Below are 14,086 nucleotides of genomic sequence, written 5' to 3'. Positions count from 1 at the left end.
ATCTCGTGAGCCAGCCGATCCTGATGACCGTCGACGACGATCCCGCCGTGTCCCGCTCGGTCGCCCGTGACCTGCGGCGCCGCTACGGCAAGGACTACCGCGTCATCCGCGCCGACTCCGGTGCCGACGCCCTCGACGCGCTGCGTGAGATCAAGCTGCGCGGCGACGCCGTGGCGGCGATCCTCGCCGACTACCGGATGCCGCAGATGGACGGGATCGCCTTCCTCGAGAAGGCGATGGACCTGTTCCCGCACGCCCGCCGCGCCCTGCTGACCGCCTACGCCGACACCGACGCCGCGATCCAGGCGATCAACGTCGTCGACGTCGACCACTACCTGCTCAAGCCGTGGGACCCGCCGGAGGAGAAGCTCTACCCGGTGATCGACGCGCTGGTCGAGACCTGGAAGGCCGTCGGCGACAAGCCGGTGGAAGAGGTCAAGCTCCTCGGCCACCGGTACTCGTCGCCGTCGTTCCACATGCGCGACTTCCTCGCGCGCAACGCCGTCCCGTACCGCTGGTTCTCCGTCGAGGAGGACGAGGGCAAGCGCCTGCTCAAGGCCGCCGACGCCACCGAAGCCGACATCCCGGTGATCGTCACCCCGGACGGCACCGTGCTCAAGCAGCCCACCGGCGGGGAGATCGCGGACGCGGTCGGTTTGTCGACCCGGCCGGCGCAGGAGTTCTACGACCTCGTCGTGATCGGCGGCGGACCCGCGGGCCTCGGCGCCGCCGTGTACGGCGCGTCCGAGGGCCTGCGCACGGTGCTCGTCGAGAAGAAGGCCACCGGCGGCCAGGCCGGGACGAGCTCACGCATCGAGAACTACCTGGGCTTCCCCGACGGCGTCTCCGGCGCGCAGCTCACCGACCGGGCGCGGCGCCAGGCGCAGAAGTTCGGCGCCGAAGTGCTGACCGCGCGCGACGTCGTCGGCCTGGAGGCCCGCGGCTCCTCGCGGGTGATCACCTTCGGCGACGGCAGCGAGATCGCCGCGCACTCGGTGATCCTCGCCAGCGGCGTCACCTACCGGGCGCTGGACGCCGAAGGCATCGAAGAGCTGTCCGGCCGCGGCGTCTACTACGGCTCGGCGGCGACCGAGGCACCCGAGTGCAAGGGCGAGCACGTCTACATCGTCGGCGGCGCCAACTCCGCCGGGCAGGCGGCGGTGTTCTTCTCCCGGCACGCCAGCGACGTCACGATCCTGGTGCGCGGCGAGTCCCTGGAAGCGTCGATGTCGCACTACCTGATCGAGCAGATCGCCGGCATCGAGAACATCCACGTCCGCACGCGGACGACGGTCAAGCAGGCCCACGGCGACGAGCACCTCGAGCGGCTCACGCTGTGCGAGAACGGCGTCACCGAGACGGTCGAGAGCGGGCACCTGTTCATCTTCATCGGCGCCGCCCCGCGCACCGACTGGCTCGGCGACGACATCCACCGCGACGACCACGGCTTCGTGTGCACGGGCCCGGACCTGACGGCGAACGGGCAGCGCCCGCGGGGGTGGACGCTCGACCGTGATCCGCACTACCTCGAGTCGTCGATCCCGGGCGTGTTCGTGGCCGGTGACGTGCGGTCGCAGTCGGTCAAGCGGGTGGCGTCGGCGGTCGGCGAGGGCGCGATGGCCGTGACGCTGGTACACCGGTACCTGGAGGAACAATGAGCGCATTGCCGCGGGAAGAGCTTCGCGGCCTCTTCCTGTTCGAACACCTTTCCGAAGAGCAGCTGGACTGGATCGCCGCCAACGCCGTGCTCGAGGAGTACGAGGGCGACACCGTCGTCATCCGCGAAGGCGACGAAGCCACCTGCTTCTACGTCCTGCTGGGCGGCGCGATCCGGATGACGCGCATGGTCAGCGGCACCGAGGTCGAGACCAACCGCTCCGACCAGCGCGGCGTCTACTTCGGCGCGACGCAGTTCTTCGTGCACCAAGACACCGACCACCGCTACGGCGCTTCGGTGCGCGCGCTGTCCGACGTCACGTTCCTGGCGCTGCCGTCGCAGGAGTTCTCCGTCGAGTTCCGCAAGTGGTTTCCGATGGCGACGCACCTGCTGGAGGGCATGTACCTCGGTTGGCGCAACAGCGACACGGTGATCGGCTCCCGCCGCCGCCTGCTGGCGCTGGGCGAGCTGTCGGCCGGCCTGACGCACGAGCTGAACAACCCGGCCGCGGCCGCCGTCCGGGCGACGTCCGCGCTGCGCGAACGCGTCGCCGGGATGCGCCACAAGCTGGCGTTCCTGGCGAAGAAGACCATCGATCCCGAGCTGCTCTACCAGCTGATCGACGTCCAGGAAAAGCTCGTCAAGCAGGTCGCGCAGGCGCCGAAGCTGAGCGCGATGCAGCAGTCCGACCGCGAGGACCAGATCAGTGACTGGTTCGACGACCACGAGGTCGACGGCGGCTGGGACCTCGCCGACATCTACGTCCGCGCCGGGCTCACCACGACCGACCTGGACAACGTCCTGGAGCAGGTCGGCGACACCTTCATGGACGGCGCCGTCCGCTGGCTCGCCTACGCGCTCGAGACCGAGATGCTGATGGGCGAGATCGAGGACTCGACGACGCGCATCTCCGCGCTGGTCGGCAAGGCCAAGCAGTACTCGCAGATGGACCGGTCGCCGCACCAGTGGGTCGACGTCCACGACGGCCTCGACTCGACGCTCGTCATGCTCGCGGGCAAGATCGGCGACGGCGTCCGCGTGGTCAAGGAGTACGACCGGAGCCTGCCGAAGATCCCCGCGTACGCGGGCGAGCTCAACCAGGTCTGGACGAACATCATCGACAACGCGCTGGGCGCGATGGGCGGCGAAGGCACGCTGACGCTGCGCACGTGGGGCGTCAACGACCAGGTGCGCGTCGAGATCGGCGACACCGGCCCGGGCATCCCCGACGACATCAAGCCGAGGATCTTCGAGCCGTTCTTCACGACCAAGGCGGTCGGCGAGGGCACCGGGCTGGGCCTGGACATCTCGTGGAAGATCGTCGTCGAACGGCACCAGGGCGACCTGCGCGTCGAGTCCGAGCCAGGGAACACCCGGTTCGAGGTGTGCCTCCCGACCGAAGAGCAGGCCTCCCTCTGATGGCTTCCGTCCCGACGGTCACGACCGAGCTCGGGGCGCTGGTGGGGCTGGCGGGCGACGGCGTCCGCCGGTGGCGCGGGATCCCGTACGCCCGGCCGCCGGTCGGTGAGCTGCGGTGGAAGGCGCCGCGGCCACCCTCGCTCTCGGGTGGCGTGCACGTCGCGACCGAGTACGGGCCGCACGCGACGCAGTCGCCGGACCCGATGAACCCGTCCGCCGTCTGCGACGAGGACTGCCTGTACCTCAACGTGTGCACCCCGGAAGGCCCGGCTCCCGATGGCGGGTGGCCGGTGCTGTTCTGGCTGCACGGCGGTGGCTACCGCGTCGGTCACGGCGAGCAGCTGGGTGACGGCGAGGAGTTCGCGCGCGCCGGGATCGTCGTCGTCACGATCAACTACCGCCTCGGTTCGCTCGGCTTCCTGCACCTCGCCGGGATCTTCGGGGACGCCGAGGCGGACGCCGGGGTGTGCGGGTTCCTCGACCAGGTCGAAGCGCTGAAATGGGTGCGCCGCAACGTCTCCGCGTTCGGCGGCGACCCCGCCCGGATCACCGTCTACGGGGTCTCGGCGGGCGCGAAGAGCGTCGGGAACCTGATGGGCAGCCCGCTCGGCACGGGGTTGTTCGCCCAGGCGATCAGCAGCAGCGGCGGCGCGGACCACGTCGCGACGCCGGAGGCCGGGACGGCGCTGGCGCGGCGGCTCCTGGACGAGGTCGGCTGCCACGACGTCGAAGCGCTGCGCGCGTTGCCGGCCAAGGAGTTCGTCGAGGCGCAGGAACGGATCCTCACCGGCTTCCAGGCGCTGTGGCTGTGGCGGCCGACGCTGCACCCCCGCGTGCTGCCGGAGGTTCCGATCGGGCCGATCCGGCGGGGGAGCGCGGCCGGGATCCCGCTGCTGGTCGGCTGCAACAGCAACGAAGGCAGCACGTACGCGCTGATGCTCGGTGACGACGTCGCGACCGCTCCCGCGAGCAGCGTCCTCGCCGAGATCCTCGGCGACGAAGGCGCTTCGCACCTTCTCGAGACGTACCTTCGCCGCGTGCCCGACCTGAAGTCCGCGAAGATCGCCGCGATGGGCGACGAACGCTATGGCATCCCGACGCAGCGCCTCGCCGACGCGCAGTCCGCCTACGCGGCCGTCTACCGCTACCGCATCGACATCGCCGCGCCCGGCGTGCCCGAACAGCTCGACGGCGGCCACGGCACCGAGACGACCATGGCGTGGAAGACCCCGCTGCCGCTCGCCACGCAGGGCTCCGCCGTCAACCCGAAGCGCGAGAGCGCGGCGTTGCTGATCCACCGCGCGTGGGTGCGGTTCGTCCGGGACGGCGTCGCGGACGCGGACGGCCCGGAATGGCCGCCCTACGGTCCCGAACTGCGTCCGGTGCTGGTTTTCCGGGAAGACACGGACCTGGTGCTCGACCCACGACCGGACGAGCGAAAGGCCTGGGGCGACGCGGAATGGGCGTCCGGGACCTGGTTCCCGGTGACCTGAGACCGATCCTTCATTCGCCGTTCACTTCCCACCGGCTCCCTCCCGCGTCAAATGGGCGAAGGCGGTTGAGGGGAGTGGCTCGTGAAACGCCGGGTGTCGATCGGACTGGCCGTGGTGCTGCTGCTCGCGGTCGTGGCGGTGATCGTCCGGGGTCGCGACTCCGGGCCGGAGCTTGCGACTGTGCGCGGCGTGATCGGTTCGGAGAAGCAGGCCTTCTTCACCGACCAGCGCGTCGTCGACGCCTTCGCCCGCCACGGGCTGAAGGTCGAGGTGGACACCGCCGGGTCGCGGCAGATCGCGACGACCGTCGGCCTCGGGAAGTACGCGTTCGCGTTCCCGTCGTCGTCGCCCGCCGCGCAGAAGATCCAGCGCGACCGCAAGGTGACCACGGTCTACACGCCGTTCCAGTCACCGATGGCGATCGCGACCTTCGAGCCGATCGTCAAGCTGCTTCAGGGCAACGGCGTCGTGCACAAGGGCGCCGGCGACTACGACGTCCTCGACATCGCGAAGTACCTCGACCTCGCGAAGGCGGGGACGCGCTGGGACCAGCTGCCCGGCAACACCGCCTACCCGGCGCGCAAGAACGTCCTGGTCACCACGACCGACCCGCGAGAGTCGAACTCCGCGGCGATGTACCTGGCGATCGTTTCCTTCGTGGCCAACGGGAACGCCGTCGTCAGCACGCCCGACCAGGAGGCGAAGGTGCTGCCGGCGGTGTCGAAGCTGTTCCTCGACCAGGGGTACACGCAGAACAGCACCGAAGGGCCGTTCGAGGACTACCTGTCGGCGGGCATGGGCAAGACGCCGCTGGCCTTGATCTACGAGTCGCAGTTCGTCGACCGGGTGGTGCGCGGCGACGGCTCGATCCGGCCGGACATGCGGATGCTCTACACCGCGCCGACGGTCTACTCGAAGCACACGCTCGTGCCGTTGACGGCGGACGGCGACCAGGTCGGGCAGCTGCTCGCCACCGACCCCGAGCTGGGCAAGCTCGCCGCGACGTTCGGGTTCCGCACCACCGACCCGAAGCTGTTCGCCGACGTCGCCGCTCGGGTCAAAGCGCCGGCCGACCTCGTGGACGCCGTCGAACCACCGTCGTTCGAGACGCTCGAGCGGCTGCTCGACGCCGTCGGCAAGCAGTACTGACATGGACGAACTCACGCCCGTCACGGCGGTTTCCCCCGAGCGCGCCGCCGGGCTCATCACACTCGGGGACGGCACGCGTGCCGAAGTGGCGGACCGCGCCGAAGTCTTCGCGTCCCGGCTGGAAGCGCTGGACGTCCGCTCGCCCGAGTTCACCGATGTCCTCGACGAGCTGCTGGCCGTCGGCGAAGCCGACATGCGGGCCGCGGCCGGCGTCGCCGGGGCGATGCTGGACCGCTCCCTGCGCGGCGCGGCTTCGCCTCAGGAGGGCGTCACCACGAGCCTCGCCGGGCTGCGCCGGACGGTCGCGGAGCTCGACCCGGCGAAACTGCCGCTGACCGGGCGGAAGCTGCTCGGGATGTTCCCGGTGGCGGGTGCCGCGAAGCGGGCACTCGACCGGTACCACGCGGCGAACGAGCCGGTGAACGCCCTCGTCGTCGACCTGCGCGGGCGCCAGGACCGGTTGCGGCGCGACAACTCCGCGATCAAGGGTGAGCGCGAGCGGCTGTGGAAGGTGCTGGGGAAGCTCGCCGAAGCGGCCGCGTTCGCCGAAGCCGTCGATGCCGCCATCGAGCGGCAGGCGTCCGTCTTCGACCTCACGGACCCGCTGCGGGCGCAGGCGCTGCGCGGTGACGTCCTGTACCCGATCCGGCAGCGGCACCAGGACCTGCTGACCCAGCTCGCGGTGAGCGCGCAGGGGTACCTCGCGCTGGACCTGGTGCGCCGCACCAACGACGAGCTCATCCGCGGTGTCGAGCGGGCGGTGTCGACCACCGTGTCCGCGCTGCGGGTCGCACTGCTCGTCTCGGCGGCTCTCGCGGGTCAGCGGGACGTCCTCGACGAGGTCGCGGCGTTGCAGGCGACCACCGACGGGCTGATCCGCGCCAACACCGAGCTGCTGGACCTGCAGTCCGCGGAGATCCGGAAGGCGAGCAGCGACCCGGCCGTCGCGACCGGGACGATCCGCGCGTCGTTCGACCGGATCTACGCCTCGCTCGACGCGATCGACGGGTTCCGCGCCGGCGCCGTCGCCGCGATGGCGGAGACCGTCGAGTCGCTGTCCGGTGAGATCCGCCGCGCCGAAGACCACCTGCGGCGCTCGCACGAGGGGGAAGCATGATCAGGAGAGTTCTCGCGCTGACGCTGGGCTTGGTGCTCTTGGCCGGCTGTTCCGAGCCTTCGTCCGCGCCGCTGGGCGAGCCTGAGCCGGGGACCTTGCGGATCCTCGCGGGCAGCGAGCTGGCGGACATGCAGCCGGTGCTCGACGAAGCCGCTCGCGCCACCGGGGTCACGGTCAAGTTCACCTTCACGGGGACCCTCGAAGGTGCCGAAGCCCTGGCGAACGGCAGCGTCGACGGGAAGTACGACGCCGTGTGGTTCTCGTCGAACCGCTATCCCGCAGGCATTCCCGAAGCGGCGAAGCGGCTCGGGAACCAGGTCAAGATCATGAGTTCGCCGGTGGTGCTGGGGCTGGCGTCCTCCGTGGTGCGGCGGCTCGGCTGGGCCGGGAAGCCGGTCAGCTGGGGCGAGATCGCCGCGCAGGCCGGGAAGAAGGCGTTCAGCTACGGGATGACGGACCCGTCGGCGTCGAACTCCGGGTTCTCGGCGCTGGTCGGGGTCGCGTCGGCGCTGGCGGGCGCGGGCAACGCCATCGACGCCCGGCAGATCGCTTCGGTGACTCCGCAGCTGACGCAGTTCTTCAGCGCCCAGGCGCTTTCGGCCGGGTCGTCGGGCTGGCTGTCGGACGCGTACACGCGGCGCGCGACCGGCCAGGACCCGGGACAGAAGGTCGACGGGCTGATCAACTACGAGTCCGTGCTGCTGTCGGCGAACGCGTCCGGGAAGCTGCCCGAGCCGCTGACGCTGGTTTACCCGAGCGACGGCGTCGTCACGGCCGACTACCCGCTCACCTTGCTGGCGGACGCCGGTTCCGACGCGCGTTCGGCGCACCAGCGGCTCACCGACTACCTGCGGACCCCGGACGTCCAGAAGCGGATCATGGAGACCACGCAGCGGCGGCCGGTCGTGCCCGGTGTCGCGCTGGGGCCGCAGTTCGCGGCTCACGATCTCGTCGAGCTGCCGTTCCCGGCGACGCAGCAGGCCGTCGATGCGCTGCTTTCCGCTTATTTCGACAAGATCAGGCGCCCCTCGCGGACCTTGTACGTGCTCGACACGTCGGGTTCGATGAAGGGCGATCGGATCGATTCACTGCGCACCGCGCTGGTCGGGCTGACGGGCGCGGACACGTCGCTGGCCGGCCGGTTCCGGCGGTTCCGGAGCCGGGAAGAGGTGACGATGCTGCCGTTCAACACGGGTCCTTCTCGCGCTTCGACTTTCACCGTGCCGGAGCAGGACCCTTCGGCTGAGCTGGCCCGCATCAAGGCGTTCGCGGAGGGGCTGTCGGCCGGCGGCGGGACGGCGATCTACGACAGCCTCGCCGAGGCCTACCGGGTGCTGGAACCCCTGGCGGCGCGCGATCCGGACCGGTTCACCTCCATCGTCCTGATGACCGACGGCGAGAACGCGAACGGCTCATCCCTGGCCGATTTCCAAGCGGCGTTCGGCGGGCTGCCGGCGGCGATGAAGCAGGTGCCGGTGTTCACCGTGCTGTTCGGCGAGGGCAGCGGCGACGAGCTGACCCAGGTTGCCGGCATGTCCGGGGGCAAGGTGTTCGACGCGCGGAAGGTGCAGCTTTCCAGTGTCTTCCAAGAGATCCGCGGGTACCAATGATGCTGCTGCGTTATCTGGGGTCGACGAAGAACCTTCTCGGCTGCGTCGGCGGGCTTCTTGGTGTGGTGCTGTACGTGACCGGCGTCGTCGGGTGGTTTTGGCCGTTCGTCGTGGTGGCGTTGTACTTGGTGGGTGCGCTGCTCGCGCCGGGGGAGAAGGTGCGGCTGGTCCCGGATACTTCCGCTGAGCTGCGCTCGTCCTTGGAAACCCTGGTGGTCCGGGTCTCGTCGCAGGCATCGCGGATGCCCGCGTCCACTGTGGATACTGTGGGGCGCATCGCCGAAGTGCTGCGGGACTTGCTGTCGCAGCCCGCTCGGCTTTCGGCCGATCCCGATCTGCAGCACGCCGTCGTGCGGCTGGTGCGCACGGATCTACCGCTGTCGTTGGAAACCTACCTGAATCTTCCCTGGTGGTTCGCGGCTCGGCGGGCCGGTGCGGGCTCGGAACTGGTGACACAGCTGGGTTTGCTCGAGGCGGAGGCGCATCGGGTGGCGGAGCGGTTCTACGCCGCCGAGGTCGACCGGCAGGCTGATCACACGCGGTATCTGCGGGACCGGGACGGGTGAGGCTCCGGCTCTACACTTGTGAGTGATGCTGTTCGAACACGCGTTCTAGTAGCTTGAATCTCATGGACGCGAACCGAGTTTCGGCAATGTCAGGGTCACCGCTGCGGTGGTCAACCAACTCAACAGGTCGGCGAGAGGAATACGGGAAAGTCGTTCCGGCCACTCTTCGGCGACGGTGTGCAGCACGAGTTCGTCGTGCCGAGGTTCCACCTTGGTCAGCTTTATCCCCGGCGGAAGTTCCGGCAGGGGAAGCACGATGGGCTGGAAGCGCTTCGGTGGGCGGAGTGTGCGCTGTCCGATGTGGAGAGTCCGGGGCACGAGCACCACGGCGTCGTCTTCCACCCGTGCTTCGAGGGTCAAGTGGCCCCAGTGCGGCTTCTTGGCCCAATGGATCTGGAGCAGCCCGCTGTCCGCCGGGGCGGCCACGATCCCGGGCCGGACCTTCGCCACCCGTTCCCGCAGCACGTCCGCGGACACGGCGATCCGCAGTTCGACGCGGGCCGGCTTGGCGGCCGGCGTGGGCAGCGAGCGGAGGCGGACGTCTTCGGCGAGCACGGTGACCCGGCGCAGCGGAATGCTGTCGCCGTCGGGCTCGGGCCAGTCGACATCCTCGGCGACGATCCGGACGTCGCCGATGCGGCCGGTGGCCAGCCGGAGGCTGTCGGCCGGGTAGTCGAGTTCGGTGAGGGTCAGGCCGACGTCCTGGCCGTCGACCTTCGCGGTCAGCCTGCGCCCGACGAGCTGTTCGGTGACGGTGCGCACCAAGGCGGCCGGCGTGACCGGGACGTTCGGAAGCAGAGAACGCCCGGCCGCGGCCAGCCCGGCCAGCTCAGGCCAGGGTGACCAGCCGTCGAACCACCTGCCGTCGCTCATCCGTCCAGTGTCGCTGAACAACACGAAGGATGGCGACGGCGGGTGGTCCGCCGACGGGGTGAAACAGCGTCACCGCCGCCGGTCACCGGCCCGCGAAGCGAGCGATGATGCCGGTGATGACCAGCCAGAACACCGCGGCCAGGCCGAAGTCGAGGATCACGGCCAGGCTGGGGTTGTCCACCGGGAACAGGCCCGGGAAGAACAACGCGAGAGGAACCGCCAGTGACTTGATGAAGACGAAGAAGGCGTTGCCGGCATTGGCACCGGCGAGCACCATGATCATGTAAAGGACTTCGATCCCCGCGAAGATCGCGCCGATCGCCGTGATGACCCGCACGGCCGTGTTCCGTCTGGTGGTGGTTCGCCAAGGAGACATGTCCGGAAAATTCCCGGAATGGGTGACCGATCAAACGCTCCAACCCCAAGATTGCGCCGTTCGGCCGCTCCCGATTGCTCTCCGGCGCGGCTTCGGCACGCTCAGTCGCCCATTTGCCGGCTTCTGAGGGCATTTCGGCGCCCTGCGCGCGCCGTCCTGCCGTTCCCACGCCGTCCGCTGCGCACGCGGCGGGCCCGCCGAGCCGCACAGGTAGTCGTCCTCGCGCGGTCCCGCCGGGTCCCCGCGTCGCCCGCCCGCGCCGCCTCACCAACCTTCACGAGTCATCCGTCCGGGCGCGCGCGCTCGCCCGCGGGCATCGTCCGGCTGGGTGCACGTGTCGTCCGCCCGCCGTCTCGCTGTTCCCGCGCCGTCCGCGTGCGTACGCGGTGGGTCCCGCCAAGTCCATCCGGCACGCGTTCCGGGCGGCCGGGTTGCGGTGTCGCGCGCTCGCACGCGGCGCATCGGGTGTCGTCCGTCGGGGTGCGCGTGTCGTCCTTGGAGGCGGCTGTGTCGTCCCGCTGGGTGCGCGTGTCGTCCGCTCGGGTACGCGAGTCGTCCGCTCACGCGCGTGCAGCTGTCGTTCCCGTGGCCCGGCCAAGCCGGGCGTCGGCCCAGTCCGGTCCGCTCACCACAGGAGGCCCACGCAAGTCCCGGTCGGTACGCGCGACCTCAGGAACGCGTGTCGTCCACCCGCGCGTCGGCAGCGCCGAGCAGCCGGGCGATAGCCCAGTCCTGCACCGCGAGGCCGACGGACTTGAAGACCGTCCGCCCACTCACCACCGGAGGCGCACCCAACGCATCCCCGAGCTCAATCAACGAACTCCGCTTCACCAACCCGCTGTCCACGGCGTGAATCACCTCGCCGGCCTCCTCGAGCACAGCCTCGACCTGGTCCACCACCACACACCCGGCAGCACCGAGCAGCTCGGCCGGAAGCTCCCGCATGGAAGGCAGATAAGACCCGATCGCATTGACGTGGACCCGCTCAGGCAGGTCGTCCACATCGAACAGAGGAGTCGAAGACGAAGTAGCACAACAAACGATCTCCGCATCCGAAACCGCATCAGCGACCGAAGCGGCGACCCGCGTCGAGATCTCCGGGAACGCGGCACGCACACGGTCCGCGAAGGCGTGCGTACGCGACGGATCCCGCCCGAACACCGCCAGCCGGCTCACCGGGCGCACCGCCGCCACCGCCCGCACCTGGTCGGCCGCCTGCGCGCCGGTGCCGAGGAGAGCCAAGCGGCTGGCGGAAGCCGGCGCGAGCAGGTCCGTCGCGACGCCGGATGCCGCGCCCGTGCGCAGCGTCGTGACCTCGATCGCGTCGGCGACCAGCTGTCCCGCGGCGGTGTTCCACACCAGCGTCCCGAGGATCATCGGCGTGCGGCCGGACACCAGGCTGAGAGTCTTCACCACCGTTGTCGACGTCGGTGTGTGGCATGCGCTCATCACCAGCGTCGTGCCGCCGCCGAAGGACAACCGTTGCGGCACCTCGAAACGGCCGGCGGCGAGGTCGAGGAAGGCCTCTCGCACCGCGTCGACGGCGGCGGTCATCGGCACGGCCGCCCGGACGGCGTGAGCATCGAGCATGCGCGGACCCTTCGGAGTCGGGAAACTGCAGCTAGCCTGACGGGGTGTCCGATGCCACGCAAGATCCACCCGTCGAGGACCAGCGGTTCGTCCGCGAAGACTGGTACGGGGAGGAGATCACCGGACGCCACTACGTGCGGTGCGAGTTCCGCGAGGTCGACTTCTCGGAGGCGCACACGCGGAACTCGGTCTTCACCGACTGCGTGTTCGGCAACGTGCGCTTCAACGCGTCCCGGCACACGGACTCGGCGTTCACCGGCTGCGCCTTCAAACGGTGCAACTTCTTCGACGCCGAGTTCACTGGCTGCAAGCTCGTCGGTGCGACGTTCACCGAGTGCGAGCTGCGCCCCCTGCGGGTCACCGGCGGCGACTGGTCGTTCGCCGGGCTCGCGGGCGCCGACCTCCGGTCGGTCGCCTTCCACGGGGTGGGCATGCGCGAGGCCGACCTCACCGGGGCGAACTGCGCCGACGCCGTGTTCGCCGACGTCGACCTCTCGGCGGCGATGCTGCACGCCGTCAAGCTGCCCCGCGCCGACCTGCGCGGCAGCGATCTTTCGGCGCTCGACCCGGTGAACGCCGAGCTCGCCGGCGCGATCGTGTCACCCGAACAGGCTGCGGTGCTCGTCACGTCGCTCGGGCTGCGCGTCCGGGCGTAGGCTCGGGCCGACCGGGAAGGAGGGCCGCGATGGGCGTCGTGACACCGGGATTCCGCGGCCGGGCCCGCAGTGGCGACCCGCGCCTGCCACCGGGTCAGTACCTGGCCGAGGACTTCCCCGTGCTGTCGGCCGGCCCGACCCCGCGCGTGCGCACCGAGACGTGGGAGTTCACGGTCACCACCGAGACCGGCGAGAAGCACGCCTGGACCTGGGCCGAGCTGATGGCTCTGCCCAGCGAGAAGCCCACAGTGGACATCCACTGCGTCACCCAGTGGTCCAAACTGGACACCCGCTGGCGCGGCGTCGCGGTGGACACGCTGGTCGGTGGGCTCGACACGGCCGCCGACTACGTCATGGTGCACTCCTACGGCGGCTACACCACGAACCTGCCGCTCGCCGACCTGCTCGACGGCCAGGCCTGGATCGCCTACGAGTACGGCGGCAAGCCGCTCACCCCGGAACACGGCGGCCCGGCGCGGCTGCTCGTGCCGCACCTGTACTTCTGGAAGTCCGCGAAGTGGGTGCGCGGGCTCGAGCTGAAGACCAAGGACGAGCCCGGTTTCTGGGAGAACGTCGGCTACCACGACTACGGGGATCCATGGCGCGAACAGCGGTATCAGGGCGACTAGCCTGGCGAGTCGCCCGCCTGGCCGAATTCCGCGACGAGACGCCGACGGCCCGCACGCTCGTCTTCGACCTGCCCGGCTGGCCGGGTCACCTGGCGGGGCAGCACGTCGACGTCCGGCTCACCGCGGCCGACGGCTACCGCGCACAGCGCAGCTACTCGCTCGCCGCACCCGCCGACGGTGATCGTGTGGAGCTGACGGTCCAGCGCGTCGCCGACGGCGAGGTTTCCGAGCACCTCACCGGCCCGTACGCGATCGGCGACCCGGTGGAGATCCGCGGCCCGGTCGGCGGCTGGTTCGTCTGGCGCCCGGCGGACCCGGCACCGGTCCTGCTGATCGCGGGCGGCTCGGGCATCGTGCCGGTGATGGCGATGATCCGCGCCCGCCGGGCCGCGGGCGTCCGCACGCCGTTCAAGCTGATCTACTCGCTGCGCACCCCGGCCGAGCTGTACTACGCCGACGAGCTGCGCACGCCGGTAGCGGGACTGGACATCACGTACGTGTACACGCGCGAGCAGCCCGAGGGCCGCCCGGGAATCCCCCGACGCATCGACGTGGCAACACTCAACACGGCAGCCTGGCCGGCGGAGTTCGGCGCATCGTGTTTCATCTGCGGCCCGACAGGCTTCGTCGAGACGGCGGCGGACATCCTGGTCGCCCTGGGCCACGACCCGCACCGCATCCGCACGGAGAGGTTCGGCCCCAGCCGCGACTGAGCCAAGACAGTCCACAGCGCATAGCCAATGTGGACAGCTCGCGCCGGTTGAACTTGGCGAAGCGAGCGATCCGTGCCGGGCGAGCTTGTGCGCCGCAACCGATCGCATCGGGTCATCACGCCGGGCTCGGTTGCCGCTGCAACGGCACATCGATCAAGCCGCCGAGCCTCTGAGCGAGCCCCCGGACCGCCGCCGAGCCTAGCCCCGGACAGCCGCTGAGCCGGACCGAGCCGCCGGA

Annotated in this window: 13 protein-coding genes; 10 read left to right on the top strand and 3 right to left on the bottom strand. The window is 70.2% G+C overall.

Features of this window, described 5'->3' with window-relative positions; translation table 11 throughout:
- Positions 1 to 5: 5 nt before the first annotated feature.
- The 7 genes from AB0C38_RS10980 to AB0C38_RS10950 all read left to right on the top strand — a co-directional run bounded on the left by AB0C38_RS10980 (position 6) and on the right by AB0C38_RS10950 (position 9,011).
- The gene (locus AB0C38_RS10980) at positions 6 to 1,658 is read left to right on the top strand and encodes an FAD-dependent oxidoreductase (protein ID WP_360670094.1); all 1,653 of its coding nucleotides are present in this window, start codon (positions 6 to 8) and stop codon (positions 1,656 to 1,658) included.
- On the top strand, positions 1,655 to 3,076 hold the full coding sequence (locus tag AB0C38_RS10975; protein ID WP_360670091.1) for an ATP-binding protein: 1,422 nt from the start codon (positions 1,655 to 1,657) through the stop codon (positions 3,074 to 3,076). The genes AB0C38_RS10980 and AB0C38_RS10975 overlap by 4 nt, the downstream gene beginning before the upstream one ends.
- Positions 3,076 to 4,569 (top strand): carboxylesterase family protein, encoded by a 1,494-nt coding sequence (locus tag AB0C38_RS10970; RefSeq protein WP_360670088.1) that lies wholly within the window; start codon positions 3,076 to 3,078, stop codon positions 4,567 to 4,569. The genes AB0C38_RS10975 and AB0C38_RS10970 overlap by 1 nt, the downstream gene beginning before the upstream one ends.
- 81 nt (positions 4,570 to 4,650) lie before the next feature.
- Positions 4,651 to 5,718, top strand: coding sequence for a hypothetical protein (locus AB0C38_RS10965; RefSeq protein ID WP_360670085.1), 1,068 nt, complete (start codon positions 4,651 to 4,653; stop codon positions 5,716 to 5,718).
- 1 nt (position 5,719) lies between these two features.
- A complete protein-coding gene (locus AB0C38_RS10960) occupies positions 5,720 to 6,835 on the top strand; it encodes a toxic anion resistance protein (RefSeq protein ID WP_360670082.1) in 1,116 nt (371 codons plus the stop codon).
- On the top strand, positions 6,835 to 8,445 hold the full coding sequence (locus AB0C38_RS10955) for an extracellular solute-binding protein (protein WP_360670963.1): 1,611 nt from the start codon (positions 6,835 to 6,837) through the stop codon (positions 8,443 to 8,445). Before AB0C38_RS10960 ends, AB0C38_RS10955 begins: the two co-directional genes overlap by 1 nt.
- Positions 8,445 to 9,011, top strand: a complete 567-nt coding sequence (locus tag AB0C38_RS10950; protein ID WP_360670959.1) for a hypothetical protein — start codon at positions 8,445 to 8,447, stop codon at positions 9,009 to 9,011. The genes AB0C38_RS10955 and AB0C38_RS10950 overlap by 1 nt, the downstream gene beginning before the upstream one ends.
- A 60-nt stretch (positions 9,012 to 9,071) precedes the next feature.
- Here the strand turns inward: AB0C38_RS10950 and AB0C38_RS10945 are convergent, their stop codons facing one another.
- The 3 genes from AB0C38_RS10945 to AB0C38_RS10935 form a co-directional block, all read right to left on the bottom strand.
- Positions 9,072 to 9,884 carry an LmeA family phospholipid-binding protein gene (locus AB0C38_RS10945; protein ID WP_360670079.1) on the bottom strand — a complete coding sequence of 271 codons (813 nt, stop codon included), beginning with the start codon at positions 9,882 to 9,884 and terminating at the stop codon, positions 9,072 to 9,074.
- Between the two features lie 82 nt (positions 9,885 to 9,966).
- Positions 9,967 to 10,221: a hypothetical protein gene (locus AB0C38_RS10940; protein WP_285999342.1), complete on the bottom strand. Its 255-nt coding sequence runs from the start codon at positions 10,219 to 10,221 to the stop codon at positions 9,967 to 9,969.
- A 708-nt stretch (positions 10,222 to 10,929) separates the two neighbouring features.
- Positions 10,930 to 11,850 carry an ornithine cyclodeaminase family protein gene (locus AB0C38_RS10935; RefSeq protein WP_360670076.1) on the bottom strand — a complete coding sequence of 307 codons (921 nt, stop codon included), beginning with the start codon at positions 11,848 to 11,850 and terminating at the stop codon, positions 10,930 to 10,932.
- 44 nt (positions 11,851 to 11,894) lie between these two features.
- On the opposite strand from AB0C38_RS10935, the gene AB0C38_RS10930 reads away from it, so the two are divergent.
- From AB0C38_RS10930 to AB0C38_RS10920, 3 genes are read left to right on the top strand one after another with little or no spacing between them, the layout of a single operon-like run.
- Positions 11,895 to 12,506 (top strand): pentapeptide repeat-containing protein, encoded by a 612-nt coding sequence (locus AB0C38_RS10930; RefSeq protein WP_360670073.1) that lies wholly within the window; start codon positions 11,895 to 11,897, stop codon positions 12,504 to 12,506.
- 29 nt (positions 12,507 to 12,535) lie between these two features.
- Positions 12,536 to 13,135 carry a sulfite oxidase-like oxidoreductase gene (locus AB0C38_RS10925; RefSeq protein ID WP_360670070.1) on the top strand — a complete coding sequence of 200 codons (600 nt, stop codon included), beginning with the start codon at positions 12,536 to 12,538 and terminating at the stop codon, positions 13,133 to 13,135.
- Positions 13,105 to 13,848 carry a ferredoxin reductase gene (locus AB0C38_RS10920; RefSeq protein ID WP_360670068.1) on the top strand — a complete coding sequence of 248 codons (744 nt, stop codon included), beginning with the start codon at positions 13,105 to 13,107 and terminating at the stop codon, positions 13,846 to 13,848. Before AB0C38_RS10925 ends, AB0C38_RS10920 begins: the two co-directional genes overlap by 31 nt.
- Positions 13,849 to 14,086 lie beyond the last annotated feature (238 nt).

The organism is Amycolatopsis sp. NPDC048633 (genome assembly GCF_040650695.1).
Lineage (GTDB): Bacteria > Actinomycetota > Actinomycetes > Mycobacteriales > Pseudonocardiaceae > Amycolatopsis.
Note: the sequence above shows the minus strand (reverse complement) of the source record. Positions and strands in the feature narration are given on the sequence as shown.